Annotated in this window: 23 protein-coding genes and 1 riboswitch; of the genes, 7 read left to right on the top strand and 16 right to left on the bottom strand. The window is 33.9% G+C overall.

Annotated features, from left to right (window positions below; translation table 11 throughout):
- Positions 1-44 precede the first annotated feature (44 nt).
- Genes rluF through ACYSNV_RS03875 form a run of 4 tightly spaced genes read right to left on the bottom strand, consistent with a single transcriptional unit; the run spans position 45 to position 3,738 of the window.
- The gene (gene rluF, locus ACYSNV_RS03890) at positions 45-944 is read right to left on the bottom strand and encodes a 23S rRNA pseudouridine(2604) synthase RluF (protein WP_461761253.1); all 900 of its coding nucleotides are present in this window, start codon (positions 942-944) and stop codon (positions 45-47) included.
- A 33-nt stretch (positions 945-977) separates the two neighbouring features.
- Complete coding sequence (locus ACYSNV_RS03885) at positions 978-1,811, bottom strand: alpha/beta hydrolase (RefSeq protein ID WP_461761252.1); 834 nt, start codon at positions 1,809-1,811, stop codon at positions 978-980.
- Positions 1,812-1,862: 51 nt separating this feature from the next.
- Positions 1,863-2,642 carry a zinc ribbon domain-containing protein gene (locus ACYSNV_RS03880; RefSeq protein ID WP_461761251.1) on the bottom strand — a complete coding sequence of 260 codons (780 nt, stop codon included), beginning with the start codon at positions 2,640-2,642 and terminating at the stop codon, positions 1,863-1,865.
- 1 nt (position 2,643) lies between these two features.
- Complete coding sequence (locus ACYSNV_RS03875; protein ID WP_461761250.1) at positions 2,644-3,738, bottom strand: Nif3-like dinuclear metal center hexameric protein; 1,095 nt, start codon at positions 3,736-3,738, stop codon at positions 2,644-2,646.
- A 326-nt stretch (positions 3,739-4,064) separates the two neighbouring features.
- Here ACYSNV_RS03875 and lpxK point away from each other — a divergent pair, with 326 nt between their 5' ends.
- A complete protein-coding gene (gene lpxK, locus ACYSNV_RS03870) occupies positions 4,065-5,090 on the top strand; it encodes a tetraacyldisaccharide 4'-kinase (protein WP_461761249.1) in 1,026 nt (341 codons plus the stop codon).
- Positions 5,062-5,874 carry a purine-nucleoside phosphorylase gene (locus ACYSNV_RS03865; protein WP_461761248.1) on the top strand — a complete coding sequence of 271 codons (813 nt, stop codon included), beginning with the start codon at positions 5,062-5,064 and terminating at the stop codon, positions 5,872-5,874. The genes lpxK and ACYSNV_RS03865 overlap by 29 nt, the downstream gene beginning before the upstream one ends.
- A 129-nt stretch (positions 5,875-6,003) precedes the next feature.
- Here the strand turns inward: ACYSNV_RS03865 and ACYSNV_RS03860 are convergent, their stop codons facing one another.
- The 3 genes from ACYSNV_RS03860 to ffh form a co-directional block, all read right to left on the bottom strand.
- Positions 6,004-7,779, bottom strand: a complete 1,776-nt coding sequence (locus ACYSNV_RS03860; protein WP_461761247.1) for a MutS-related protein — start codon at positions 7,777-7,779, stop codon at positions 6,004-6,006.
- Positions 7,780-8,224: 445 nt separating this feature from the next.
- On the bottom strand, positions 8,225-9,112 hold the full coding sequence (folD, locus tag ACYSNV_RS03855; protein WP_461761246.1) for a bifunctional methylenetetrahydrofolate dehydrogenase/methenyltetrahydrofolate cyclohydrolase FolD: 888 nt from the start codon (positions 9,110-9,112) through the stop codon (positions 8,225-8,227).
- 95 nt (positions 9,113-9,207) lie between these two features.
- Positions 9,208-10,545 carry a signal recognition particle protein gene (ffh, locus tag ACYSNV_RS03850; protein ID WP_461761245.1) on the bottom strand — a complete coding sequence of 446 codons (1,338 nt, stop codon included), beginning with the start codon at positions 10,543-10,545 and terminating at the stop codon, positions 9,208-9,210.
- 326 nt (positions 10,546-10,871) lie between these two features.
- On the opposite strand from ffh, the gene ACYSNV_RS03845 reads away from it, so the two are divergent.
- Both ACYSNV_RS03845 and ACYSNV_RS03840 read left to right on the top strand, forming a co-directional pair.
- On the top strand, positions 10,872-12,554 hold the full coding sequence (locus ACYSNV_RS03845) for an RluA family pseudouridine synthase (protein WP_461761244.1): 1,683 nt from the start codon (positions 10,872-10,874) through the stop codon (positions 12,552-12,554).
- A gap of 38 nt (positions 12,555-12,592) precedes the next feature.
- Positions 12,593-13,828 carry a DUF445 domain-containing protein gene (locus ACYSNV_RS03840; RefSeq protein ID WP_461761243.1) on the top strand — a complete coding sequence of 412 codons (1,236 nt, stop codon included), beginning with the start codon at positions 12,593-12,595 and terminating at the stop codon, positions 13,826-13,828.
- 59 nt (positions 13,829-13,887) lie between these two features.
- Here the strand turns inward: ACYSNV_RS03840 and lgt are convergent, their stop codons facing one another.
- The 3 genes from lgt to hisS all read right to left on the bottom strand — a co-directional run bounded on the left by lgt (position 13,888) and on the right by hisS (position 16,829).
- Positions 13,888-14,733, bottom strand: a complete 846-nt coding sequence (gene lgt, locus ACYSNV_RS03835; protein ID WP_461761242.1) for a prolipoprotein diacylglyceryl transferase — start codon at positions 14,731-14,733, stop codon at positions 13,888-13,890.
- A 130-nt stretch (positions 14,734-14,863) separates the two neighbouring features.
- On the bottom strand, positions 14,864-15,334 hold the full coding sequence (locus ACYSNV_RS03830) for a hypothetical protein (RefSeq protein WP_461761241.1): 471 nt from the start codon (positions 15,332-15,334) through the stop codon (positions 14,864-14,866).
- A 124-nt stretch (positions 15,335-15,458) separates the two neighbouring features.
- A complete protein-coding gene (hisS, locus tag ACYSNV_RS03825; RefSeq protein ID WP_461761240.1) occupies positions 15,459-16,829 on the bottom strand; it encodes a histidine--tRNA ligase in 1,371 nt (456 codons plus the stop codon).
- Between the two features lie 191 nt (positions 16,830-17,020).
- On the opposite strand from hisS, the gene ACYSNV_RS03820 reads away from it, so the two are divergent.
- Complete coding sequence (locus tag ACYSNV_RS03820) at positions 17,021-18,262, top strand: ABC transporter permease (protein ID WP_461761239.1); 1,242 nt, start codon at positions 17,021-17,023, stop codon at positions 18,260-18,262.
- A gap of 12 nt (positions 18,263-18,274) precedes the next feature.
- Here the strand turns inward: ACYSNV_RS03820 and ACYSNV_RS03815 are convergent, their stop codons facing one another.
- From ACYSNV_RS03815 to ACYSNV_RS03790, 6 genes are all read right to left on the bottom strand, one after another.
- Positions 18,275-18,970: a pseudouridine synthase gene (locus ACYSNV_RS03815; RefSeq protein WP_461761238.1), complete on the bottom strand. Its 696-nt coding sequence runs from the start codon at positions 18,968-18,970 to the stop codon at positions 18,275-18,277.
- Positions 18,971-19,108: 138 nt separating this feature from the next.
- Positions 19,109-19,573: a GNAT family N-acetyltransferase gene (locus ACYSNV_RS03810; protein WP_461761237.1), complete on the bottom strand. Its 465-nt coding sequence runs from the start codon at positions 19,571-19,573 to the stop codon at positions 19,109-19,111.
- Positions 19,574-19,969: 396 nt separating this feature from the next.
- Positions 19,970-20,461 carry a hypothetical protein gene (locus ACYSNV_RS03805; RefSeq protein WP_461761236.1) on the bottom strand — a complete coding sequence of 164 codons (492 nt, stop codon included), beginning with the start codon at positions 20,459-20,461 and terminating at the stop codon, positions 19,970-19,972.
- 25 nt (positions 20,462-20,486) lie between these two features.
- Positions 20,487-21,440: an NAD(P)-dependent oxidoreductase gene (locus tag ACYSNV_RS03800; protein WP_461761235.1), complete on the bottom strand. Its 954-nt coding sequence runs from the start codon at positions 21,438-21,440 to the stop codon at positions 20,487-20,489.
- 25 nt (positions 21,441-21,465) lie between these two features.
- A complete protein-coding gene (serC, locus tag ACYSNV_RS03795; RefSeq protein WP_461761234.1) occupies positions 21,466-22,536 on the bottom strand; it encodes a 3-phosphoserine/phosphohydroxythreonine transaminase in 1,071 nt (356 codons plus the stop codon).
- A 12-nt stretch (positions 22,537-22,548) separates the two neighbouring features.
- Positions 22,549-23,607, bottom strand: coding sequence for an acyl-CoA reductase (locus ACYSNV_RS03790; protein WP_461761233.1), 1,059 nt, complete (start codon positions 23,605-23,607; stop codon positions 22,549-22,551).
- 75 nt (positions 23,608-23,682) lie between these two features.
- Between ACYSNV_RS03790 and ACYSNV_RS03785 the strand changes: the two genes are divergently transcribed.
- Both ACYSNV_RS03785 and ACYSNV_RS03780 read left to right on the top strand, forming a co-directional pair.
- Positions 23,683-24,033 carry a 4Fe-4S dicluster domain-containing protein gene (locus tag ACYSNV_RS03785; RefSeq protein WP_461761232.1) on the top strand — a complete coding sequence of 117 codons (351 nt, stop codon included), beginning with the start codon at positions 23,683-23,685 and terminating at the stop codon, positions 24,031-24,033.
- Between the two features lie 243 nt (positions 24,034-24,276).
- Positions 24,277-24,498 (top strand): hypothetical protein, encoded by a 222-nt coding sequence (locus tag ACYSNV_RS03780; protein WP_461761231.1) that lies wholly within the window; start codon positions 24,277-24,279, stop codon positions 24,496-24,498.
- Positions 24,499-25,040: 542 nt separating this feature from the next.
- Positions 25,041-25,224, bottom strand: a riboswitch (cobalamin riboswitch).
- Positions 25,225-25,262 lie beyond the last annotated feature (38 nt).

Below are 25,262 nucleotides of genomic sequence, written 5' to 3'. Positions count from 1 at the left end.
TTTTCTAGTGCTTTTTTGTTTATATATTTGCCTTAACCTGACATTTAATCTCTTCTTCGTTTTGTTAAACGCTCGTTTTTAAGTGAAAAGGTTTTATTTTGCGCGGATTTATTTTTCTCTCTTTCAAAATTTTTCTTACCATTTCTACTACTAGAAACCACTGCCTTAGAACTACCTACTTTTGGTGTAAAACCAGGATCACTATACCCTTGACTTGCCTCTTGGGTTTTACTTGAAGGCGCAATTAACTCATTTAACTCATCTAACTCTTTTTTGGTAAGTTCACGATACTTGCCCAAGGGAACATCTAAAGAAATATTAATAATACGAATACGCTTTAAAGCCACTACATCGTAATCAAAATACTCACACATACGTCTGATTTGACGATTCAAACCTTGTGTTAAAAAGATTCGAAATACATTTTTACTAATTGCCTCTACCCGACAAGGTTTGGTGATTGTATCTAAAATAGGCACCCCTAAACTCATACGTGTTAAAAAGCGATCGGTAATGGGTTTGTTAACCGTTACTATGTATTCCTTCTCGTGATTGTTTTTTTGTCTAAGAATCTTATTTACAATATCTCCATCGTTGGTCATAATAATTAACCCCTCGCTATCTTTATCTAACCTTCCTACAGGAAAAATACGTTTGGGATAATTAATGTAATCCACAATATTATCTTTTACCTTGGTATTGGTGGTACACTCAATACCAATTGGCTTGTAAAAGGCCAAATAAACCGGTGCTTGATCCTTTTGTCCAATTAACTCTCCGTTAACCTTGATTTGATCCTGTGAGCTAACTTTAGTTCCCATTTGTGGAACTTGACCATTAACAAGTATTAATCCTTGTTCAATTAAACGATCTGCCTCACGACGTGAACAATATCCTACTTCGGATAAATATTTATTTAATCTTGTTTTTTCAATTTCCTGCATAGCTAAAATAATAGTTGAACCAAAAAAATCTTCCTACTCCTGTTGGGTGATAAAATCATAGATATAGGTATACACAGTCTGATTTTGTAAAGAATGGTCCGAATTATGGGTGTAAATAATCTCTGCGTTTTTCTTTTGTAACTCCCTATGCAAATTTAAGCTTTTTTCTAAAGGTACAACACAATCATTTTTATCATGGATAACAAGAAACTTAGCCGCAATATTTTCAACAAATAAATAACTTGCATACTCAGATAAATCTTTTCCAATAATTGATTCGATATAAGAAATAAATCTTTCTTGCAATTTTTTGTTATATCCCATCATGTTGAAATAATTCCACACAATATGTTCAAATTTATCTAAAGCACCCAAGAGAATTATTTTTTCTAAAAAAGGATTTTGCTTGTTAGATAAACTATCTAAAACAGCAAAGGCTCCTAAAGAATGTGCGATGATAATTTGGGGATTAAATTCTTTGATCACCTCTTGTAGAACTTGGCTATACTGAAATACCGATAACTCTGTACCTTGGCTTTTCCCCTGACAAGGGGCATCTACTCCAACCCAATTATAATTTCTAGGCAATCCTTTACATAAAGCCTCCCATCGGTTGGTATTACTTTGCCAACCATGGACCAATAAAATGGTTTGTGAGTTAGCCCTAGAATTGTTCCAAGAGTAAACCTGAAGCTCTAATAAATCAAAGGTTAACTTACCAGAGGTAGCTTTTTTTAAAAAATCAGGTAAATCACCCTTAATTTTTCCTTTTCTTGGAGTTGCAAACAAACCATAGGCTATTTTAACTGCCCGACAGATGTTAAACACACTGTAAGTGTTAATTATTTTACCTACTAGTTTCTTCATAGTTTTTAAAGTCAAAAAAAGCCTCTTAATTAGAGGCTTTTTTAATATTTTTTAAATACTAGCAATAATTGCTTCGATTTTTTCTCTTTCTTCTTCAGCAAGTGCACTATCCACTAAGATACGTCCACTGTGCTCATCGGTGATAATTTTCTTACGAGCAGCAATCTCCACTTGGGTTTGAGGTGGAATTGTAAAGTAAGATCCTCCAGAGGCACCACGCTCAACAGATACAACTGCTAATCCGTTTTTAACTCCATTTCTAATACGAGTATAAGCTACTAATAAACGCTCCTCAACATCTAATTTGAACTCTTCCGATTTTTGTAAAAGCAATTGCTCCTCACGCTCGGTCTCTGCCATGATTTGATTTAACTCAGCTTCTTTATGACCTAAGTGCTCTTGTCTAGCCTCTAAACGCTCTTGGGTCTCGGAAATATTGCTTTTTTTGAACTCAATGCTAGCCTTCATTTCTTTAATGTGCTTCTCGGCAAGCTCGATTTCTAAGTTTTGGAACTCAATTTCTTTCTCTAAAGAATTGTACTCACGATTGTTCTTAACTTGATTTTGTTGCTCTGTATATTTCTTAATAGCTTCTTTAAACTCATCAATTGAACCTTTTTTCTCTTTAATTCCAAGTTCAATTGTACTTAAATCTGCATGTAACTTTTCTAAGCGTTTGTTCAGTCCAGCAACTTCATCTTGTAAATCTTCAACTTCTAGAGGTAATTCCCCTCTCATATTTCTAATTTCGTCAATTCTAGAGTCAATTAATTGCAAGTCGTATAAAGCTCTTAACTTCTCTTCAACGGTTAATTCTTTTTTCTTTGTCATCTTATAAGTAGTTAACTGGATTCGTATTTACTGTTGATAAAATAACTGCAAAAGTAGTCATTTTTTTTGAAAGAAATTCAACTATATAATTTTTTGTATATCTTTCACTCTCAAAATGTCCAATATCAGCTAAAACAATCTGATTTTCAGCCTGATAATAGTCATGATATTTTAAATCTGCCGTTAACAGTATATCGGCCTGTTGTTTAATTGCATCTGAAATGGCAAAACTACCCGATCCCCCCAATACAGCCACGCGCTTAATTGGCTTGTTTAATAATTTACTGTAACGAATACCATTGCTTTGGGTTTTTTGCTTAACTAAATTTAAAAACGCAAGCTCATCCATGGCCTGGTCTAATTCTCCTACCATTCCCATTCCAACATTTTTCATGGTATTTTCAATTGAAAATATTTCATAGGCAACCTCTTGGTAAGGATGAGCCCCATGTAATGCCTTTAGGATTGCGCCTTGTAAATGCTTTTCAAAAACAATCTCTAATCGATCCTCTGGTTCTACATGACGTTGTCCTATTTGTCCTACAAAAGGACTAGTTGTACTACCGGGTTTAAAACTCCCTAGACCTTTGGAGGTAAAACTACATTCACTATAATCGCCCAGAGAACCCGCTCCACTAGCAAAAAGAGCATCTTGAACTCTTTGGGTATAATCCTGGGGTACGTAGGTTACTAATTTTTTGATATAATTTTGCTTGGGTATCAAAATTTCTGGATTTCTCACCCCTATAGTATCGCAAAATATTTTATTGACCCCTTGGCTATGATTATCCAATGCCGTATGAATGGCATAAATAGCAATATCATGACGAATGGCCTTAATAAGGGCTCTTTCTACATAATTTTTACCCGTTAAACTCTTTAGGGAAGAAAACCAAATTGGATGAAAACATACAATTAAGTTACACTGCTTATCGATAGCCTCTTGAACTACTTGCTCTAAAGCATCATGAGCTACTAAAACAGAGGTAATTTGCGTATTTTCATTTCCTACCAAAAGACCTACGTTATCAAAACTCTCCGCATAACCCAAAGGTGCTAATTGCTGTAAAACTTCGGCAAATTCTTTAATTTTCATTTTTTTAATGCATTTTTAGTATCGTGAACCACGAAAATCAAGGCAAAGGTAACCAAAGCCTATTGTATATCACTTTATTTGCTGGCAAATATAAAAATCTAAAAGCCTTATAAATATAAGTTTAATAATTTAATCCCCTAAACTTTAAAAGGCTTTTTAGTGATTAAAGCAAACAAACATAAAATCTGATGGTAAAACAATAGATTTAAAATTAAAACACCTAAAGATAATTAAGTAAAAAATCAACCTTATATTTGCCTTAACCACATCTTTTATAAAAACAAAGGATGTAAAAAAACACGTTACAAAGCAATATTATTATATTCATGCAGATTTTACGCTTTTTATTATTCCCTTTTTCGATCTTATATGGCCTTATTACCAGTGTTAGAACTTGGTTTTATAAAACAGGGATTTTTAAAAGAACCCGCTTTTCTATTCCTGTTATTGTAGTGGGAAACTTAAGTGTTGGAGGAACCGGAAAAACACCAATGGTTGAGTATCTAATCAACCTTTTACAAGATAAATACAAACTTGCTACTTTATCTAGAGGATATAAAAGACAAACCAAAGGTTTTGTTTTGGCCAATAAAAACACATTAATGCCAGAAATTGGAGATGAGCCATTTCAATATCACAGTAAATTCGAAAAAATAAAAGTAGCGGTAGACTCCAACCGGGTTAACGGCCTTGAAAATATCTTACAGCAAAGCCCAACAACCCAAGTGGCGGTTTTAGATGATGCCTACCAGCATCTAGCTATCCAAGGTGGGCTATATATTTTATTAACCACCTATAACCAACCTTACTATAAAGATTTTTTACTTCCCACAGGAAACTTAAGAGAAACCCAAAAAGCAACTAAAAGAGCTCAAATTGTTATTGTCACTAAATGCCCAAAAGACTTAAGTAAAGAAAATCAAGCATCTATACGTAAAAAATTAAACCTTGCCCCGGGACAATTGTCTTTTTTTACGTATATTGAATTTAGTAAAATTGCAAAGAATAAAACGAGTTCGATTTGTTTGGAGGATTTTAAAAAGTTTGATTTTATCATGGTGGCAGGAATTGCAAAACCACAGAGCTTTTTTGATCATGTAAAAAAACCAAATACAGTTTGTATGGTTTTTAAAGATCATCATAATTTCACCCCAAAGGACATTGAACAAATTTTACAAAACGCAAAAGATAAAAAAATTATCACCACAGAGAAGGATTATATGCGTTTACAAAATTTAATCCCCTGTGAGCAATTGTATTATTTACCAATTCAAACTTCTTTTATAAGTCAAGGACAAGAGTTTGATAAAACCATTTTACATTATGTGGGAACAAGTACAACAAACTGTTAAGTTTTTAGAGGAAAAAACAAATTTTAAGCCAGAAATAGGAATTGTCCTGGGTTCTGGATTAGGAAATTTAACTGCGGATATTACCATTGAACATGAAATTCCTTATGCAGAGATTCCAAACTTTCCTGTCTCTACTGTTCAGGGGCACAAAGGAGCTTTAATTTTTGGTACCATAGCAGGTAAAAAAGTAGTGGCTATGCAAGGTAGATTTCATTACTATGAAGGTTATGATATTAAAACAACCGTTTTTCCAATTCGCGTAATGAAATATTTGGGAGTTCAAACCCTAATAGTTTCTAATGCTTCAGGTGGGGTAAATCCAAATTTCAAAATTGGAGATATTATGATTATCACCGATCATATTAATGCTTTCCCTGAACATCCTTTACGTGGGGAAAACGATCTAAGATTTGGTCCAAGGTTTGTAAACATGAACCAGGTTTACACCAAAGATTTAATCTTAAAAGCCTTAGAGATTGGCAAGAAAAACAACTTTGATTTAAAACAAGGTGTTTATTATGGTTTACAAGGGCCAACCTTTGAAACCCTAGCTGAATATAAAATGGTGAAAGCCGTAGGTGGAGATTGTGTGGGTATGAGTACTGTTCCAGAGGTTATTGTAGCCAGACACATGGATATGGATGTCTTTGGTATTTCTGTTATCTCTGATATGGGAGATGAACAAGGAATTGCCGATGTAAATCACCAAGAGGTATTAAAGGCAGTACAACAAGCCGAACCAATTGCTAGAGCCTTAATCAATGAATTAATCCAAGAAATCTAAAAATTAGATATATTAGGCCTTAAGTAGCTTACATTATTTACTTAAAAAATCAAAACCCTCTTTATTATATATAAAGGGGGTTTAATTTTTAAATCCAACCAAATACAGATTTATTTAAAAAAGTATTTATTAATTGATAATGCCCATTTTTTTCATAATAAAAGTAGCATTTTTGTTCTGACACACACCTGATCTGATTTTGTAATCAAAAAACAAGTCATCGTTTTTAATCTCAACTTCAAAACATTTGTTAGTTAATATATCAGGGTATTGTAGGGTTGTATTACAAACCTCTAAATCATGGGTTGCTATCACCCCGAAGGTATCACTTTGAATAAGCTTTGTTATAACCCCAATAGTTCCACTTTGTTTATCATCGGAATTAGTTCCACGAAGTATTTCATCTAACAAAACAAAACAAGGCTGCTTTTGGGCATTTTCCATGATCATCTTTAATCGTTTTACCTCCGCATAGAAATAAGATTCACTATCGTCTAACGAATCGGTTAAACGCATCGAAACAAATAAAGGTAACACAAATAAATTAGCGGAACTTGCACAAATAGGAGCCCCCATATTAGCTAGAACTAAATTCACACCGATGGTGCGTAAAAAAGTACTCTTGCCAGACATATTACTACCGGTTAGAATCACAAATCGGTGTTGTTTAAAACTAATATCATTACAAACCCTTTTTTGCGGGTTTAACAAAGGATGTCCTAATTCTTTGAACTCCATTGTTTGTTTATTATTATAATTGGCAAAGGTGTAATCCCGGTTGTTATAAGAGAAGTTTGCCAAAGAGTTTAAAGCCTCGATTTGTCCCACCACATCAATTGCCGATAGTAATACCTTAGAGTTCTTATTTTTCCAACGTATCAGCCTATCTAGTACATGTATATGGTATTGACCTAAACCATTAAACAAAATCATTATAAACAGATTACCTACTGTTTCTAATTTTTCAAAAAGATTAGATAAGGTCTTTAACTCCTTACTAGTTTTAAAATTATCCCTTTTTAACAGCTCTAAAAAATGCTTCATCTTAGGGGTGGTGAAACTTTGTTTTTCTATGCGTTTTACAATCTCACTATAACTATTAATTGTTTGGTGAACCTTATCGGCTGACCCCAATTCTCTTTGAATATCCCTTGACTTAGATATAGATAATATTAAATTTAAAGAAAACGCAGTTGAAATGACATAGCCTACAACCAAGGAACTATAAAAAATATATACCAAAATACTCACCCCTAGTATTGCAGGGATTAAATAACTTAAAAATCGTGTAGTGCTTGATAAATCTTTCGATACACTTAAACTCCAATTCTTTAAACGCTGGTAGGTATCTTTATCTAAATTACACAGTCTAGAGTAAGCATTGATTTGCTGACGCCAATCCAAGTTTTGACTTAATTCTTTTATTGCCTGTTGATTGGCCAATATCTCTTGTTGGTCTAAACCATATTTTAATAAATCTGCAAGCTTTTCTTGTCCAATATAAGAACTGGTTCGATTTAATGCTTGGTACAGGGATTTGGGACCAAAAATATCCAAGTCATAGGCATAGGGGTGATCAAGGGTTAAGAACTCCTTTCCATCTTCAAATGGCCATTTTTTATTCTCTAAAAAATCTACCTCATCTTGATTAACCTGTAAAAGAGCCTGGGCGTAACTCATCTTCCAGGAGTAATCAGCGTGGATCTTAAGAAGAATTATAAACAGCACTACAAACCCACCACATATATACAAATAGGTAAAATCGGATCTAGATACACTTAAATAAAAGCAATATACTATCCCTAAAAACATCACCAGTCTAATTGCTCCTACAATTTTATGTTTGCTTTTTACCTTTTGATAGGCCTTTTCAAATAATTCAATATTCTTTGTATAAATTCCCATAATGACTTTTTAGTTAATCAACAAGGCTCTTTATTGCAAAAAGCCCTAACAAATATAAAGTATTTAAAACCACTTTGCTATGAAAAACACATCTATATTGTTTTACTTGGATTTGGTTAAATGCGTTTTTAATAAATAAAAATGCAATTAATAAATCGATGCGAAAAATAAACTGCGAAAAAAAGCCTGCCAAAAAACGCCTCTTTAAAAAAAAAAATTATTCACTTAGCTTAGCTATAAATTCTACCTTTATTTAAAAGTTAGCTTACTTAAAAACAGAGTCTTATCCAATCACTGGTAGAAACTTACCAGGGCTTGTTATACCAATTCACTTTATTTTATTGTATTTTATTTTTTTTTAAAAAAAGTCAAAGCATAAAAAAAGGCCGCATAACAAGTATGCGACCTATCTTATCTTATTGGTCAATAAAGCCTTTTTTAGTAACTACTTTGCCCCTTTAGCTTTTCTTTCTCTAGCCAACAAAGTGTTTTTCAGTAACATTGCAATTGTCATAGGCCCAACTCCTCCTGGAACCGGGGTAATAAAAGATGCTTTTTTACTTACGTTTTCAAAATCTACGTCTCCGGCAATAACATAACCACGCTCATTAGAGTCATCCTGCACACGAGTGATTCCAACATCAATTATAGTAACTCCTGGCTTTACCATATCTGCCTTTAAAAAATGAGGTACTCCTAGGGCAGAGATAATAATATCTGCTTTTTGGGTAATTTCATGTAAATCTTTTGTTCGACTATGAGTCAAAGTAACAGTAGCATCTCCTGGGTTTCCTTTACGACTAAGTAAAATACTAATTGGTCTTCCCACAATGTGACTACGTCCAATAACTACAACATTTTTCCCACAAGTCGGTACTTCATAGCGCTGTAAAAGTTCCATAATTCCGTATGGAGTTGCTGGTAAGAAAGTTTCCATTTCTAGGGCCATTTTCCCAAAGTTTGTCGGGTGAAAACCATCCACATCCTTATCGGGATCAATTGCCATTAAAATAGCTTGTTCGTCAATATGCTCAGGTAAAGGTAGTTGAACAATATACCCATCAATTTCGGGATCATTATTTAACTCTTGAATCTTTTCTAGGAGCTCTTGCTGGGTAGTTTGCTTTGGCAAGGCTACAAGAGTTGATTCAAATCCAATTTGTTGACAAGATTTAACTTTACTTCCAACGTAAGTTAAACTCGCTCCGTTGTCTCCAACTAAAACCGCTGCTAAATGAGGTACTTTCTCCCCGCGATCTTTCATTGATTGTACTTCTTGGGCAATTTCATTTTTAATATCCGAGGATATTTTTTTCCCGTCTAGTAGTTGCATGACTTTTGTGTTTTTAGTGTGTTGTGTGTGTGTTGTGTATAAGAAAACAGCAAAGGTTTAAATTTCCTTAGAATTTTAAACCTTCACTAAAACTTTTATTGCATTCCCTTTAAGTTGCCCATCATACGCATAAGATTCTTTCCTTTTGAGCCCTGCATCATTTTCATCATCTTGCTCATTTGATCAAATTGCTTAAGTAATTGGTTAACTTGTTGAATATCGGTCCCTGACCCCTTGGCAATTCTTGCCTTTCTTTTTGCATCTAATAAAGAGGGTTTTGAACGCTCTTGTGGTGTCATAGAGTGAATAATTGCCTCGATGTGTTTAAAGGCATCATCTTCAATCTCAACATCTTTTAAAGCTTTACCAACCCCTGGTAACATGCCAACTAAGTCTTTCATGCTACCCATTTTTTTAACTTGCTGAATTTGAGATAAGAAATCATCAAAACCAAATTCGTTTTTAGCAATTTTCTTTTGAATCTTACGAGCTTCTTCCTCATCGTATTGTGCCTGAGCACGTTCTACTAAGGAAATAACGTCTCCCATTCCCAAAATACGATCGGCCATACGCTCTGGGTAGAACACATCAATTGCATCCATTTTCTCACCTGTACCAATAAACTTAATTGGTTTATTTACTACAGATTTAATAGAAATTGCAGCTCCCCCGCGAGTATCTCCATCTAATTTAGTTAAGATTACCCCGTCAAAATTCAATCTATCGTTAAACGCTTTGGCTGTATTAACTGCATCTTGTCCTGTCATGGAATCCACCACAAACAAAGTTTCATGTGGCTTAATACTACTATGGATATTAGCAATTTCATTCATCATTTGCTCATCCACAGCCAAACGTCCCGCTGTATCGACAATAACTACATTAAAACCCTTTGACTTTGCATGCGCAATAGCATTGTTAGCAATAGCAACCGGATCATTATTACCAGGTTCAGAATAAACCTCTACCCCTAATTGATCTCCTACAACATGTAACTGATCAATAGCCGCTGGACGATAAACATCACAAGCAACTAATAAAGGTTTTTTATTCTTTTTTGTTTTTAAAAAATTAGCAAGTTTTCCAGAGAACGTTGTTTTACCGGAACCTTGTAAACCAGACATTAAAATAATCGAAGGAGTACCTGAAAGATTCACTCCAGCAACCTCACCCCCCATTAATTGTGTAAGCTCGTCTTTTACGATCTTAATCATCAATTGTCCTGGTTGTAATGTCGTTAAAACGTCTTGTCCTAAAGCCTTCTCTTTTACTCTATTGGTAAAATCTTTGGCAATTTTAAAGTTAACGTCGGCATCTAATAATGCTCTACGTACCTCTTTTAGGGTATCCGCTACGTTTACTTCGGTAATTTTGCCGTGTCCTTTAAGGATATGAAAGGCTTTATCTAATTTATCACTTAGATTATCAAACATAATTTGTATTGATTTAATACTTAGAAAGGCCAAAGATAGTATTTAACTCGATATCACACAAAACCCCTAGCAAACAAAATATACTTTTTTGCAATTATTATTATCTTAAAGTTCACATTGTAAATCACCAAAGGGCATTGCTGGCTCATTTTCTATAACCTTTAAGGAGCAATAAAATAGCCTAGAAATAAAAAATAAGAAAAAACAACTTTTATAAAAACCGTTGTTTTTATACCCCTAACCTATACCAGATTATAGCCAGATTTTGTTAATTAATAAGATTGCTTTTTATTAATTACTTACTTTTGCCAAATAATATCCATTTCATGAGAGATTCCTGTAGTATTTTAAGGCGTTTTAAAAACGATATTTCATCGGTAGATTTACCGGAAAAATTTACTTTTCCTTTCTTTTATCAACCAGCAAAAATTAGTATCCTAGCAGCTCAAGAACTACAAAACCACTTAGAGAGTCATCCCATAATTAGTCCTTTGTTTGATAAAACAAATCCACAGGGGTTACCATGCGGAAAAATGTTTGGAGTATTGGTTGTTAAAACCCAAGATAATACCCTGGGGTATATAGCTGCTTTTTCAGGTAAATTGGCACAATACACCCACATGCAAGGTTTTGCTCCTAGTGTATTTGATCTTTATCAAGAAAAAGGATTTTTCTTACAAGAAGAACAAGTTTTAAATAAAATCAACCTAGAGATAGATCAGTTAAAAAACGATCCTGAATATTTACATTTAAAACAGCAGCTTATTTTAAAAACCCAAGAAAGTTTACTTGAAATAGCACAGAAAAAACAGGCTTTAAAAACTTTAAAAAATCAACGAAAACAAATCAGGTTAGATAAAGAACCTATTTTAAATGCGCAAGAATTTGAAGCATTATCACAAGATCTAATAAAGCAAAGTTTAAGAGATAAACATGAATTACGCGAATTGGTAAAATTCTGGGAAACTACTATTGATCAGTTAAATTTAGAGATTCAAAAACAACAACAAAAAATACAACTTTTAAAACAAAGTCGAAAACAGAAATCCAATGCGCTGCAAAAAAAGCTTTTTCAGCAATATAAATTCCTAAATGCAAAAGGAGTTCAAAAAGATCTTTTAGATATATTTCAAGAGCATCTAGGGGCTTTCCCCCCAGCAGCAGCAGGAGATTGTGCGGCCCCAAGATTATTGCAATATGCCTATTTAAAAGGCTATACACCCATTAGCATGGCTGAATTTTGGTGGGGAGAATCTCCCAAGAGTGAAATCAGAAAACACCTTCATTACTACGGAGCATGTAAAGGAAAATGCGAACCTATTTTAACCCATATGCTTCAAGGACTTCAGGTGGAGGATAATCCGCTTTTAAAAACACCTGTTTTACAAAAAGAGTTAGAAATTATTTTTGAAGACCAAGACTTAGCAATTGTAAATAAACCCCACGACTTTTTATCGGTTCCCGGTATATATATCCAAGATTCGGTGTATACAAGAATGCAACAAAGATATCCACAAAATAACAGCCCTTTTATTGTCCATCGTTTAGATATGGCCACCTCGGGAATATTAATTATTGCAAAGACTAAAAAAGCGCACAAAGCCATTCAAAAACAATTTTTAGATCAAACAATACGAAAAACATATGTAGCCCTGTTGCAAGGCGAATTACCTCTAGGCAAAGGAACCATTGATCTGCCTTTGCGTTTAGATTTGGAGGATAGACCTCGTCAAATGGTCTGTTACACTCATGGAAAACCAGCCGTGACCAATTACCAAATTATAAGCACAAACGGGCAAACAACCAAAGTTTATTTTTATCCTATCACCGGTAGAACACATCAATTAAGAATGCACGCTGCTCATCCCTTAGGACTTAATGCTTCGATTGTGGGAGACGACCTTTACGGCCAACCAGCACAAAGATTATACCTACATGCCCAAGCAATAGAATTCATCCATCCCTCTAGTAAACAAACCTTAAGGTTCGAGATACCAGAGGACTTCTAGATTATTTTTTGTAAATTTATTTTTTTAAATTCTTTACTATGCCAAATAAAAAACAGCAACTCATTAAACACAAACGCATCGCTACGGGTCTATTTGTAGCCATGGCTTTGGTTTATTTGCTAATGGTTTTTTTAATTAAATACTACCAAATGCCCTGGATGGGATACCTAAAGGCATTCTCCGAGGCCGCCATGGTAGGGGCCCTTGCCGATTGGTTTGCAGTAACTGCTCTTTTTAGACACCCTATGGGATTGCGTATACCTCATACTAATTTAATAGAAAATAGTAAAAATGTCATCGGAGACAATCTCGGAGATTTTGTAACAGACAATTTTCTTACCTCAGCCAATATTAGACCTTATATAAAAAGAATTGATTTGGCCATTTTAATAGCCAATTGGCTAGGAGTTAAGAAAAATCAAAAACTAATAGAGACAGAAATCTGTGATTTAGCTTGGAATATTATCCAAGATTTAGAAAAGCAAAAAGTAGCCGATTTTGTCCAACGAAAAGCCAAAGATTTAATTGTAAATATTAACTTCCAGGCCATGGCAGCCACCGGGTTAATGTATGCAATACAAAAAAATGAGCATAATCGTTTATTGGATGTAATTATTCCCAAGGCTCAAAACTACGTGGAGCAAAATCGCGATCAAATATACCAAGCAGTAATTGACAAAAAGCCGTTATTGGCTCTTGTGGGAGGAAAAGCGGTAACCAATCAACTAATTAGCGGCATCCATACATTTTTAGAGGACATAGCCAAAGACCCAGAACATAAGATTAGAAAAGAGATTACATACCGATTAGAGGTATTGTGTGTGGAGATTGAAACTTTAGAATCATGGAAAACAAAATTTGATCAACTAATAAATCAATTTGTTTCCGATACTATTTTAAGACAATACGTAGAAGACCTTTTAGATTCCACCTTAGATCTTATCCAAGTACAATTAAATACTCCAAATGGAACCCTTCGTAATTATATTGGAAAAACCTTGGGTAATTTAGCCCTAGATTTACAACAAGATCCGGTTTTACAAAACAAAATAAATGCCTGGGTACAACAAACTATTTATCGCCTAGCTTTAAAAAACACCAAAGAAGTAGGACAACTCATAAAAAATACAGTTGATAAATGGGATGGTAGAGAGTTAAGCGATAAACTAGAACTTGAAGTTGGTAAAGACTTACAATTTATTCGAGTTAACGGAACCATCGTAGGAGGTCTTGTTGGATTACTTATCTATACTATTACCCAAATCATTCTTTAAAAATACTACCACCACCAAATACAAACAACTCAAAAAGCTTTTCCTTGCTAATTACTTAATTAATAGACACTTTTTTTGGCTTTTATTGGATAAAACAGACTATATAAAACAAGTAGTAAACCCAATAAAAGAAAAGGAACACTTAAGATTTGTCCCATATTAAAGAGCATGTTTTGCTCAAAATCAACTTGGTTTTCTTTATAAAACTCCAGTATAAAACGAGTGGAAAACATTCCTATTAAAAACAAGCCAAATAAAAGCCCTTTTTTTTGAGCCAATCCCATTTTATAGCCCCAAAATAACAAAAGACCTATACAAAAATACCCCACAGATTCATAAATCTGTGTTGGGTGTCGGGCCAGATCATCGTGTAAAGCAAAAATCACTCCCCAACTACCACTAGTGGGTTTCCCATAAATCTCAGAGTTCATAAGATTACCTATACGAATAAAGCCTGCAGTAGCAGCAATAGCCACAGATAATCGGTCTAAGAGATAAAATAAATTCATATGGTACTTTTTACAATAAAGTAAAATACTTAATAATACTCCAATAGCTCCACCATGACTAGCAAGGCCTTTAAATCCAACAAATTTATAATCCCCTTGTATGTTTTCAAACGGCACAAGAATCTCCAGTAAATGATCCTTGTAATAAGCAAAATCGTAAAAAAGACAATGCCCTATTCTGGCTCCCAATAAAGTACCAATTACTATATAAATCAAAAGGGTGTCTAAGACTTTTAAAGAAAGGTTTTCTTTTATAAAAATCTTTTTTTCAATCTGGTATCCCACTAATATTCCTATGGCAAATAAAATACCATAATACCGAAAATCGATAGGTCCAATATGAAATGCTTGGGGATTTACATCCCAAATAAGTATATTACTTAATAGATAATACATCTGTTTAATGGTATTGAGTAAGCGCTAAATTAATTTTGCATTTTTTTTAGGCTTCATTAAAAAAATTAGGTTTTACCTGTAGATAAGAGAAAATCGACAAGTTATTTGGTGATTTATAGCCATTATAAACTTACACAAAACGATTGCGAATTGGCTCTACAAATAACTTAGCCATACTGGGCTCTAAAAGCTCGGTTTTTAAATAATCAAAATATTGCAATAATTCAGCCTTTGTTTTGCAATCCAATTTGATATCTGCCGTTGCTGTAAAAGTATCATAAGAAATATGTGCCGCACATACATATTCAAATAAAAACTCTTTTCCACCACGTTGCAATAGCTCTTGGGCTAACACACAAAAATACGGATGAACATAAAAGTTTAATTGTGCACTACGTCCAAGACAAATAAATAGTTCACGTAAGAGTTGTATCTCCACTTTGGATGGATCAAGGATAACTTGCTCTAAAACCTGTAGCCTGAAAAAATGATTCTCATCCTTATACTTAGGACCAAATTTTCCGTTCCATTTCAAATCTAAATATTCTCGATCGCAAAGGGAATAATTAACAACAAAATCTTCAATATTGATCTTTAACATAAGGCGTGTTACCAAGTAAAATAGGTTAATAGCTACCAAAGCAATTGGTTTGCAACAATTGGTTTGTAGGAAAAAAAAACAGTTGTTAGTAACAACTGTTTTTATAAAAATATAATTCTCGCGTTTACTTTAATGCTTGTTCGAGCTCTTGTAAGTTTAGGCTAGTTTGCTCACCTGTGGTTAAATTCTTTAACGTGTATCGGTTTTCTTGTATTTCTTGACTACCTACAATAACAGCAAAAGGAATTCCCTTTTTATCGGCAAATTGGAACTGTTTACCCACTTTTGCTTTATCGGGGTAAATTTCTGCTTTAATCCCCTTGTCTCTTAATGCCATACAGGCTGTAAAGGCATATCCCATTTCTTGTTCACCCATATTTAGAAATAATACCTCACTAGAGGCCTTTACTTGCTCTGGAAATAAATTTAATTCCTCCATAACCAAATAAATACGATCTAATCCAAATGAAATACCCACTCCACTCATATCCTTTAAACCAAAGATACCTGTTAAATCATCATATCTACCTCCACCACCAATAGAACCAATTTTAACGCCTTGTGGGGCTTGAATTTCATAAATAGCTCCTGTATAATAATTTAAACCTCTAGCCAGGGTAACATCTAAATTTAAATGAGCACTTAATAGTCCGATTTCTTTAATCTTTTGGCCAATAAATTCCAATTCTTCTACCCCTTGTAAACCTATTTGCGAACTGGCCAATAAGAGTTTTAACTGCTCAATTTTTTGTGTGTAATCACCAGTGAAATTAAAAAGAGGCTGCACCTTTTCAATAGCCGTTGGACAAATTCCTTTTTCAATCATTTCGTCCTTAACACCTTGCTCACCAATTTTATCTAATTTATCTAAAGCTACAGTGAAATCAATCAATTTATCACTAGCTCCAATTACCTGAGCTATTCCCGATAAGATTTTTCGATTGTTTAGTTTTATAGTAACCCCATTTATACCCAATGCTGTAAAAACGCGGTCATATAAACTAACAAACTCTACTTCTTGCCATAATGAGGTACTTCCGATAACATCCGCATCACATTGAAAGAATTCTCTATATCTACCTTTTTGAGGGCGATCTGCTCTCCAAACAGGTTGAATTTGATAGCGCTTAAAAGGAAAATCGATTTCATTTTGGTGCATTACCACATACCTGGCAAAAGGTACCGTTAAATCGTATCGCAATGCCTTTTCACTTATTTGATTGGTTAATTTCGAACTGTTCTTCTGTTGTAAAATATCCAGGTCTGCCTTAGCTAAATAATCTCCTGAGTTTAGAATTTTAAAAATTAAACGATCACCCTCTTCTCCATATTTCCCCAAAAGAGTGTCTAGATTTTCAAACGAAGGAGTTTCAATTGGATGGAAACCAAATTTCTCAAATCCGTGTCGAATAGTTTGCATAATGTATTGTCTTCTTGCCACTTCAGTCGGAGAAAAGTCTCTTGTTCCTTTTGGAATCCCAGGTTTTTTTGCCATTTTTATTTAATTTTTATGATTTAAACGTCTACAAAAATACTGAATTTTTTCACACCACACTTGGCAAACACTCCCATATATTTACCCATTGGCACCAAAATAAAACTCCTAAGAAAATAACCTTATTTACTTGTTGGGTTTTTTTGCTACTTTTACTTGTAACATTTTATTAAAAACAACTACCAATAGGTATGTGGAAAATTGCTTTTGAAAATATAAACATTGCTTTGGCTAGCATACGCAGCCAAATCACTCGTACTACCATCACGGTATTTATTATCGCAATTGGTATTTGGGCTTTAGTTGGAATTTTATCTGTGGTAAGTGCCTTGAAAAATACAATTATAGAAGACTTTGCTTCTATGGGTGCCAACACATTTACTATTAGCCGATATAGTTTATCGGATAATATGGCTAAAAATCAGCCCAAGTACAAGCCAAATGCTATTATTACTTATGCTCAAGGGTTAGAATTTAAAGAAAAATACGACTTTTACCCAAGCTCGGTCTCTTTATCGTTTAGAGCCGCTTCGAATATCGAGGTAAAAAGTGAAAATGATAAAACCGATCCAGATGTATCTGTGTTGGGTATCGATGAGAATTACTTGGCCAATAGTGGTCTTAAAGTGGAATTTGGTAGAAACTTAAGTCAAACCGATATCACCAACTCTAGATATGTTTGTGTGGTTGGAGCTGACTTTGCTAAGAGTTTATTTAAAGCAACAAACCCCATTGGACAAACCATCTCTATTAGAGGGCATAAGTTCGAAATTCAAGGAATGTTAAAGCCACAAGGAAGTACCTTTGGAAATAGTGAGGATCAACGAGTTTTTATTCCCCTACCAATAGCCCGAAATATTTTTAATGCTGCAAATATAAATTACACCATTAAAGTTTCTATTTTACAAGAAGGACTTTTAGAACAAGCCACCGATGTTGCCACTATTTTATTTAGAAACATACGAAACCTTACCCCTATACAAAAAGCAAATTTTGGTATTGAGAGAAGCGATGATATGATTCGATCTATGTTAACTCAAGTAACCACATTAAATATTGCTGCTTGGATGATCGGTTTAATTACCATTTTAGGCTCCTCGATTGCTCTGATGAATATTATGTTGGTATCGGTAACCGAACGAACCAGAGAAATTGGAATACGCAAAGCTCTAGGTGCAAAACGTCGAATAATAGCTTGGCAGTTTTTTACAGAAACTATTATTATAGGCCAACTAGGAGGTTTACTAGGTACTTTGTTGGGCATTGTAACTGCCTATAGCTTAGCCTTGATAATGGGATTTGTATTCACTATCCCTTGGGGTGCTATTTTAGCTGCCTTTATAACAACGTTCTTAGTGGCTATTATCTCTGGACTATACCCAGCTTTAAAAGCCTCCAAATTAGACCCTGTAGAGGCCTTAAGGTATGAGTAAAAAAACAATCAACTAATAAAACTTTTGCAAATTAAATCCCAAAACGGCATTATATAACGCATAGTGTTTGTCAAGTTTTGCTTTTAATGTGATGCGTTTTTTATAAACAGGGTGGGTAAAACTTAATTCTAAAGCGTGTAAAAGCATCGCGCTTAGGTTGTGATTATCCAACCATAATTTATTTTGTTTATTACACCCATGAGGCCGACTTCCTAAAATAGGATGGAAAATATGCTTGAAATGCTTTCGCAACTGATGCTGCCTACCTGTAATGGGATAAGCTAAAACCAAGGAGTATCTCGAGGTAGGATGGGTTTTACTTGCCATTGGAATCTCAACTCTTTCTAGGGTCTGGAAGTTTGTTAAGGCTTCTTGCTTTTTACCACTATCATTGGTAAGAGGATAATCAATCACCCCCTTTTCAGGGCTATACCCTCTTAAAATAGCTAAATACGTTTTTTCAACCCCTTGAGAAGAAAACTCTTGATTTAATACCTTTAAAGTTTCCTTATCTAAAGCAAACAATAAAACACCTGAGGTTTTTCTATCTAAACGATGTACTGGATATACTCTTTGTCCGATTTGATTACGTAGTTCTTGTACAGCGTATTGGCTAATATCACTGGCTATAAAGGATTTGTGCACTAGCAAATCCCTAGGTTTATTTATAGCAACAATATAAGGGTCTTGATAAAGAATTTCTAACATTGGCCAAAGATATCAAACATTAAAAATATTTGAAAAAGTAAATTCTTTTTTCACAAGAATAATTCTATTAAAGTTAACTTTCTTTACTGTAAATACATCCGTGGAAAAATAAAAATTCACCATTATCTTTTCTTAAATCTAATTCTTGCTATTTACTTCAAATAACATATCCACATGTAAAATACCATCCTCATCATAAGGCTCAGATACGCATTGAAAGCCAAAGCTTTTGTAAAACTTATCTAAATATACCTGGGCACCGATTTGAATATCACATGGCCCAAAGTTACTTTGTACCTGATCCATACTGTATTGCATTAACTCTCTACCTAATTTTAAGGCTCTAAAATCTTTATGCACCGCAACCCTTCCAATGGACACTTGTGGATAACTTAGATTACAAGGAACAATACGCGAGGTTGCAACAACTTGATTTAAACAAGTAGCAAATACGTGTAAACAAGCCTTATCTTTATTATCAATATCAAGATAAACACAGTTTTGTTCTACCACAAAAACTTCACTTCGAAGCTTTAAGATATCGTATAATTCGGAATTGGTTAACTCTTGAAAACTCTTAGTATGCCAGATAATAGGATCCATATTTCAAATATTTTTAAAAAAACTAGATCGCAAATATACTAGTATTATATTGGCTAGTCACCCACTTAAGTGGATAAAATCCCATCTTATAATCTATAATGTTACCCTAGTTGTTGTTTATAAGTTTGTAAAATACCTTGCAAAACCTTTTCCAAGATACAAACCATAACAAAAAACCACACCAGTTGTATTGCTTGTTTAAAAATCCCTAGCAATAAATTACTAGTATAAAAATCACCTAAATTACGGGATTTACACACCATTTGGATCGTGGCACTTAAAACCTAAAAAAGAGTAAGAACTTATTTGGGATAACTAAAAAATACCCCAAATAAGTAGACAACTTAATTGGGGTAAGATTATTTTTTTAGATAGAAATCTATATTTTTTTACTTCTTATTTAAAAAAGCCTTTTAAAGCGCCAGTTACTAACGAGGTTGCTTTTGAATTATCAGCTTTTAAAAAGTCTGATATACCAGTTTTGGAATCACCATCAAGTGCCAAACCGGTTAGAAGATCACTTAAAGAAAAGCTTTTATCCGAAGCATTCATATTTTGGCTAATTGCTCCAATTATATTTGGTACAACCAAACTTGCAAACCCATTAGCCATGGAATCCGGGATTCCTAATTTACCACTTAAAGATCCCACTAATTCCTTGATTATAGATCCCACAATTGGATTGTTGTTAATGTTTTGTCCCGAACCTTGTAACAAAGAGGTTAAATCACCCAATTTAGAGGCTGATGTAGCATTTTCTGTAAGACCTTGTAAAACACTTTTTGCTGTTAGTTCAACGGCCTTAGGTTGTAAATCAGAGGCTATCTGGCTGGCTTGTAAATCCTTCAAGGCTACCTTTTGAATTAGCTGTGTAATTTGCTGTAACATAGTTTTATTTTTTTTGTAAAACTAACTATTTATCTAACAATTCAAGCATTTTTTCTACTATTTCCTCCCATAAGTTAACTTGGCTTGTTTGCGTAGAACCATTAATATAAGGGGATAAAGAAAATCCCGGTTGCATTAATACTTGAATGGCTGGGGTGGGTTCTTCTTCAAAACGATCTAGTGCGGCAAACAGAATCTGCTCTTGATTTATAGTCTCCACTAAATCTACCTCATTTACCGCCTGAGGATAAGCACAATTAATTAAACCAAGTAAATTTTTAGCCTGTTGTAAATCTTGTTGATCGATCACATAACGTTCAAAAAACCTGGTATGAACACTTAGAAAATGACTTTGTTGTAAAACCGTTTGTTTGTCCGATGACTTTAAATTCACTTTAAACTCCATGCCATTTGCCAAGGTAAATGTTTTGTTTAAATCCTTAATAATTGTATCGTGATATAAAACATGCATTCCCAAGGCTAAAGCTTTTTGGGCCACCAACTCACCGGCTAGGTTCATTCCTATAATACCTAGCGTTTTTCCAGCCAACTCAATTCCGTTTTGGTAGGATTCCTGTAAAAATTTAAAACTCGTATCTCCCTCTAAAGGCATGTTTCGATTAGACTCTTGCAAAAAACGACATGCACAAAGCAAATGAGCAAACACCAATTCTGCTGTGGCATTACTTAACGAGGTTTCTGGCCAAATTACCTGAATTGTAGTGGTTTTTATATAATCAATAATCTCCAATTCCACAAAACTACTGGCAAATACAATAGCCTTTAGGTGGCTTAATTCATCGATTACTTGTTTTGTAAAACCAGTAGCTTTACCAACCACTAAGATATCGATCTGATTGTTTTTAGTATAAGAGACTAATTGCTGAATTGCAACGCGAACTTGTAAAACTTCCAATCCTGCTTGCTGCAAGTTTTCAACCACCTTAGGTGATGCACTATGGTTTATTAATACTTTCATTACTTTGTTTTTAGGTCTTTCTATTTTAAACTCTACTGCTGATTTGTTGCAGAGCTTGAATTAATACTTCTACACTCTGAAGACTAACAGCATTGTATAAAGAGGCGCGATAACCTCCAATTAAGCGATGCCCTTTAATATTTACAATATTGGCTTGTTGTGCTATTTGATCAAAAATAGCATTGTGTTTAGGATCTATAAACTCCCAAGTTACATTCATCTTGGATCGAGAATCTTTCTGGGCAAATCCCCTAACGAAATCCATTTTATCTAATTGCTCATACAAAAGAGCTGCTTTTTGATTGTTTACTTTTTCTATGGCTGCCACTCCCCCCTTTTGTTTTAACCACTGAAAATTCAACATACAGGTATAAATTCCAAATACATTGGCCGTATGGTATAAACTTCCCTGTTCAATATGTTTTTGATAATCTAACATAGCAGCAATACGCCTTGTAGTCTTACCCAATAAGTTCTTTTTAATTATAACTAGACTAACCCCTGCTGGACCGATGTTCTTTTGAGCACCAGCATAAATTAAATCAATTTGATTAAAATCCAGTTCCCTAGAGTAAATATCCGAACTCATATCACAAACCACTGGAATATCCACTGTGGTAGGAATTTGTTTAAACTGAGTACCGTATATGGTATTATTAGAGGTGTAATGCAGATAATCATAAGAACCTTGAAAATGTAAATCACTGGTTATATGACTGTAATTGGAGTCTTCTCCATGGTAAAGCACATCTACCTGGCCATACTCTTTGGCTTGTTGTATGGCCTTACCGGACCAGATTCCTGTGTTTAAATAAGCTGCCTTGTTTTGCAATAAGTTACAAGGTACTCGCAAGAATTCCATACTAGCACCGCCTTGTAAAAAAAGTACATCATAATGTTCTATACTCAAACCAAGTAATTCCAAGGCTAAACTTTTGGCTTTTGCAAGAATTTCTTGAAATTCAACACTACGGTGAGACATAGATAAAATAGAAATGCCTGTTTGCTGGTAATCTAAAATAGCCTGGGCACTTTTTTGATAAACACTTTGGTCTAGCAAACAAGGACCGGCGCAAAAATTATGGACCTTCTCCATGGTAGTTTTATATTAAAGATTCAACAAAAATTCCAACGTATCTACATTATCGGCATAATCCCAAAGTGAGGGACTTTGGGTTTGTCCAAAACCAATACTCTGGGGAATTAAATCATTACTGACAATACATTGAATTTGATCTGCCTGGGTTTCTAACTTTTGTTTTAGTTGATCTAAATTATCATAGTATTCATAAAAAACAGAAGAAATCGGTGAACTATACGTTGGGTCTTGTTTAATGGTTAAAAAACCATTATCTAAGATCTTAAATTCACTCATTAAAAACACAGCTTTATTATAATCATAATTATTAGCATATCGATCATAATCAATCACATCCTTATAGGGATACATACCATTGAAAAAATGATCAAAATTATAATCTCTAGGAATAAAAATCTTCGATACATTTCGACAACCTAAACCAAAATAAGTAAAAATATCTTTACCTAACTCTATCATTTGTTCAGGGGTCTCTTTTTGATTTAACACCGCAACAGAGTTTCTATTTTTTCGTATAATATGTGGAACTTTAGAAAAGTAATATTCAAAATACCTAGCCGTGTTATCACTACCGGTTGCAATTACGGCCTGAAAATCATTTAACTTATGCTCCACAAATTCAATTCGAGAGGCAAATTCTGGTTGGCAATAAATTAGATATTTAGCCATAAAAGGAAGCAATCTTTGATCATTGGAAGACAACTTAACAACTGCTTTGTTTCCCGATAATAATACGCATATAAAGTCGTGAAAACCAACCAAGGGTATATTACCGGCTAAAATAAGACCTACTTTCTTAATTTCATTATTTTTAAAGTCGTACTTACTTACCCATAAATCAAGATTTTCCTTTTGTAAAGCTTTAGCCCAAGACTCTACTGAAATAAGCACTTGTTTTTTAGTAAACCAGCCATTATAGTGAACCGCTGTTTCAATTAAATTTAAGAATTCATTGTAAAGTTCTTGCTCTTTTGCATTACAATGGCTTATAACAGGCTCTTGATTAGTAAATTGACTTAAAAACTGTCCTAATTTTGCAAAAGCATTTTTTTTAACATCTAAATCCATATTGACTTGTTTGTGAATTGTTTTGGGTGTAAATTTGTAGCAAAGTTAATACATAAATATATAAAAATATAAGCTATGGCAATCATAATAACAGACGAATGCATTAATTGTGGAGCTTGCGAACCTGAATGTCCCAATACAGCTATATATGAAGGTGCAGATGATTGGAGGTATAAAGACGGAACATCATTAAGTGGAACAGTAGTTCTACCTGATGGTACACAAGTCAATGCAGATGCAGCTCAAGAACCAATCTCTGATGAATTCTATTATATTGTACCTTCTAAATGTACAGAGTGTAAAGGATTTCATGATGAACCACAATGTGCGGCAGTATGTCCGGTGGATTGTTGTGTTCCCGATGATAATCACGTAGAGGATGATCAAACACTATTAGATAGACAGGCATTTTTACACAATCATTAAAATATTAAAGCGGCGATAGTCGCTTTTTTTTATGTCTTAACCCAAGAAAAATAGTCTGTTTGTCAAACAGGTGCTAATTTATTTTATTAGCATAAAAAATCTTGTGAGATAACTCTATGGCTAGAGCCACAGACAACCCATTATTTTTTCTAAAAAAAACAAAAACACACCCTTACAAATAGCCTTTTTTTTCGTATTTTTAACAAACATACTAGCTATATTAGCTATAAAAAAACAAATATTATGAAAAAACATCAATTTCTACTGGCTATTCCTGTCTTACTCACTAGTAGTACATGTTTTGCAGGGGGTCCTTCTATTGAATTATATGGAGGAGGAATTACTATCGGTTCTATTTTAGCTGTATATCTATCTTGGCAACGAAATCACTCTATTTTATGGGCAATTATACATTTTTTCTTAGGATGGATATATGTAATATATTACGCTTTAACTAAAAATTAGAATTATATAATCCAACAAATCTCTAAAGAGATGATCTTTAGAGATTTGTTGGATCACCAAGTAGGTGTTATTACGTTTATTTAATTTCTACTTGTTTAGACCTAAAAGCTTTTCTGTAACTTACTTAACACCCTATCTAAGAATTGAGATCTTTTAAAGGCAATTACTCCCCTTAATCTCTCAAACAATGTTGGTGACTCTACTTTTTTGAGTTAACCAATATGGCTGGGGACATCAAATAAAAGGGACAGATTTTATAAAATCTGTCCCTTAACCAAAAAACTAAAAAATGTAAGATCCTTACAAGATTTATTATTGACAGAGAAACTATAACTTATAGCCTCAACTAGTACTTTGTAACTAAATAATTACAAACATTTTTAAATCCTGAAAAATTTGGAAAACTTACTTTGATGGATAAGGGAGCTGGTATACCAAGGTAGATGAAATACATCACTACATTAATAAGCCTTAAATAGACTCATATACAAGATAAGATGTATTTTCTAAAACAATGACATTTAGCTTCAAATCGCGAAAGCAATATCCAAAACTCTTAGGCAGGTTTCCTGACTTGTAACTTTTATACCATCCTTCCCAGGTAATCATCCCAGTGGTTATGTAGGTATAAAATCGCATGTTACTTTACAGTTGCGCGACAGTTCGTGATTTTCACACGATTCCCTTTTGATACAATTTAATGTAACCTATGTTTGACCTTAGTAAATAAGGATTTTTTATCAAGGGGCAATATACAACTATTA

It is taken from the genome of Myroides sp. LJL119, from assembly GCF_054871605.1.
The sequence above is the reverse complement of the archived record's forward strand: the minus strand, read 5'-3'. Positions and strand labels throughout refer to the sequence as shown.